This is a genomic window from Frankia sp. CeTa3Moorea, from assembly GCF_978021225.1.
In genome coordinates, this window is record NZ_CDXDOR010000269.1 from 1 (window position 1) to 3360 (window position 3360).

General features: G+C 68.7%; 2 protein-coding genes. One reads left to right on the forward strand and one right to left on the reverse strand.

Translation table 11 applies throughout. The features are described from left to right. A partial coding sequence (locus tag AC08OV_RS24115; protein ID WP_476620382.1) for a WD40 repeat domain-containing serine/threonine protein kinase occupies positions 1-1820 on the reverse strand: 1820 nt, incomplete at its 3' end. Between the two features lie 790 nt (positions 1821-2610). On the opposite strand from AC08OV_RS24115, the gene AC08OV_RS24120 reads away from it, so the two are divergent. Continuing rightward, the coding region (locus tag AC08OV_RS24120; protein ID WP_476620383.1) for a transposase family protein at positions 2611-3360 on the forward strand (750 nt) is incomplete at its 3' end.

Consider the following 3360-nt stretch of genomic DNA (forward strand, 5'->3'; position numbering starts at 1 on the left):
GGGTCGGTGACATCCCACAGCCGCACCGTGCTGTCCTTGCCGCCGCTGGCCAGGGTACGTGAGTCTGGGGCGAAAGCCGCTGTGTAGACGCCGCCGGTATGGCCGGTCAGTGGCGGGCCGAGCGGGCGGGGGTTGGACCGGTCGGTCACATTCCACAGCCATATCGTGCCGTCGGCGCTGCTGCTGGCCAGGATTCGCTTATCCGACGAGAAGGCCACCGCCCACACCCAGTCGGTGTGGGCGGTTAGGGGCGGGCCGAGCGGGCGGGGGTTGGACCGGTCGGTGACATCCCACAGCCGTATCGTTCGGTCCTTGCTGCCGCTGGCCAGGGTGCGGCCATCCGGAGAGAACGCCACCGGCATCACCGTGTCGGTGTGGCCGGTTAGGGGCTGGCCGAGCGGGCGGGGGGCGGTCGGGTCGGTGACATCCCACAGCCGTATCGTTCGGTCCTTGCTGCCGCTGGCCAGGGTGCGGCCATCCGGAGAGAACGCCACCTTGCCCACCTCGTCGGTATGGCCGGTCAGCGGCCCGCCGAGCGGGCGGGGGGCGGTCGGGTCGGTGACATCCCACAGCCGTATCGTTCGCTCCTCGCTGCCGCTGGCCAGGGTGCGGCCGTCGGGGGAGAACGCCACCGAGCGCACCCAACCGGTGTGGGCAGCCAGGGGTTGGCCTAGTGGGCGGGCACTGGGCTTGCGCGGATTCCCGCTGCGAGCCATGCTGGTGATGAGGACGGTACCGGCGACGGTGAGAAGAAGCAGCACTACGAGGGCGGCGGCGCGGCGGTGACGCGGCCGCGCGGCCGGCCGGGGACGGGACCGGGGGTGACGCCCGCGGCTGGTGATGCTCCCGCTGGCTGCCCGGTCCGGCGGAGTGCTGCCCGCCGGACGCGGAGATGATACGCCGTCGGCGGCGGGCGGTGGCAGCTGCCGGGTAGACGCGGCTGGGTGTTCGGCGGCGGCGCGGACCTCGCCGTCGAGCTGTAGCGACATCCCCGACGAGGCGATCCACCCCGGGCCGTACGCGCTGGCGGCTGCCTGGGCGAGATCAACCGCGAACGCGTGCGCGGACGGCGGCCGGTCCGCCGGGACCTCGGCCAGCGCGCCCAGGACCACCTCTGCCACCGGCGCAGGCACCCCGGCGGGCGGCCGGATACCGCGGTCGAGGTGGTGTCGCCACGGCGCCTGTGCGGGCGGATCGAACGGCGCGGTACCGGCCAGCAGCAGATACAGCATCACCCCGAGCGCGTACAGATCTGTGGCCGGCCCCAGCCGGCTCCCCGCGATCTGCTCGGGAGCCATGAACAGCGGTGTCCCGATCACCGTGTTCGCGGTGGCCGCCACCCCACCCACCAGTTTCGCGATTCCGAAATCGGCTACCTTCAACAAACCAGTGGTGTCGAATAGTACATTGTCAGGTTTGATGTCACGATGCAGCACACTCCGGGAATGCGCACACGACAGGGCCCCAGCCACCGCCAGACCGACCGCACAGGCCCCCTGCTGGCTCATGCCCGCCTGGCGGCGGGTCAGGGTCCCGCCGGCCAGCATCTCCATGACGATCAGACGCAGCTCGTCGGCCTCGACGTAGTCGTACACCCGAACGATGTGCGGATGATCCAGGCCCGCGAGGATCCGCGCCTCGGCGGCGAACCCGGCCGCCAGCCTGGCCTGTCCCCCTGCGGCCAGCACCTTGATCGCAACATCACGCTGCAGGCCGCGATGCCAGCCGGCCAGCACCAACCCGAACGCGCCAGCACCGATCTGGTCACCCATCTCGTAGCCAGGAAGCGCCGCTGCCACCCGTGCCCGATCAACAATCATGATGCGGGCCTGACCCTACGCCGAGGTTCACCGACGATCGCCGCGAATAAAACCATTTTGCCCTGCACGATGCATGATCCTAGCGACCGCTCGCCGCACCCCGACAGCAGTGCGGCATGCTATCGAAGATCGGTGCTGGACGAGTCGACGATGTCCACGGACGGAGCGCACCAATCTTGTAATCGAGTGATCGGCGCGATCACTGTCCTTGCCTGAGGCAGATCCATGCCCCCCGACCTGCGGTTTCTCCGTTGCAAAGATCGAAAACCTGGACTTGAAGATCGCATATGGGCTCATTCTGGGCTCATCCTGCAGATCTGTGTCGATCACTGGCCTGCTCGGTCCGTTGACCATCGGAGCCGCTTGAGCCGTCCGGGTGGGCCTGTGGCATGTCGGAGTCGTCGGCGAATGGGCATGGGGACCGGTGTGCAGTCTCCCGTCCGCCGGTCTCGGTGCCTGCGTTGGCCCGTGCAGGGCCAAGTGGACGGCGCCGGGAACGGTCTGGTCACCACACATGACCGTCCGGCGCGCGCCAGCTTTCGCGCCGCCGCTGGCTGATTCCATTACACGTACTGCGTCCGGCGCTCCGCGAAGTGTCCGGCATGTGGAGTGCGCCACACGGCGAATGTCACGCGTGTTGAGTCGACTACTACTCTCCGTGCGAATTCTTGGCAGAAGTGGGCCGAGGAGGATCCTCGTGCCCACCTGTGGGGCTCCAGAACCCCGATTCGAGCGGTGACCTGCGCGTTTACCTGCCGGACAGGGCCTACATCGGGCAGGCTGGATGGTCATGGTGTGGTCGCTGCTCTACGCCCTGACGCGCAACGCTCTCGGGCTGATGCTGCTCCGGGTCCGTGGGGACACCGCGAAGGATGTCGAGCTCCTCGTCCTGCGGCATCAGGTGGCGGTGCTGCACCGGCAGGTGAACCGCCCGGCCCTGGAACCGGCGGATCGGGTGATCCTCGCAGCCCTGTCCCGGCTGCTACCCCGGGCCCGCTGGGGTTCGTTCTTCGTCACCCCGGCCACCGTGCTGCGCTGGCACCGTGGACTCCTCGCACGAAAATGGACCTACCCGCGCAAGACGCCCGGACGGCCACCGGTCCGCCGGAAGATCCGCGAGCTGGTCCTGCGCCTCGCGCGGGAGAACCCGACCTGGGGCCACCGCAGGATCCAGGGAGAACTGATCGGGTTGGGCTACCCGGTCGGGGTCGCCACCGTCTGGCGGATCCTGCACCGCGCCGGCGTCGACCCCGCGCCCCGCCGAGCCGACGCCTCTTGGCGTACGTTCCTGTCCGCGCAGGCATCCGGCCTGCTGGCCTGCGATTTCTTCACGGTGGACACCGTGTTCCTGCAGCGGATCTACGTGTTCTTCGTCGTCGAACACGCCACCCGCCACGTCCATGTTCTCGGGGTCACGAAGCATCCGACCTCGGCGTGGGTCACACAACGGGCACGAAACCTGCTGATGGATCTCGACGAGCGTTGCCACCGGTTCCGGTTCCTCCTCCGTGACCGCGACATGAAGTTCACGGCTTCCTTC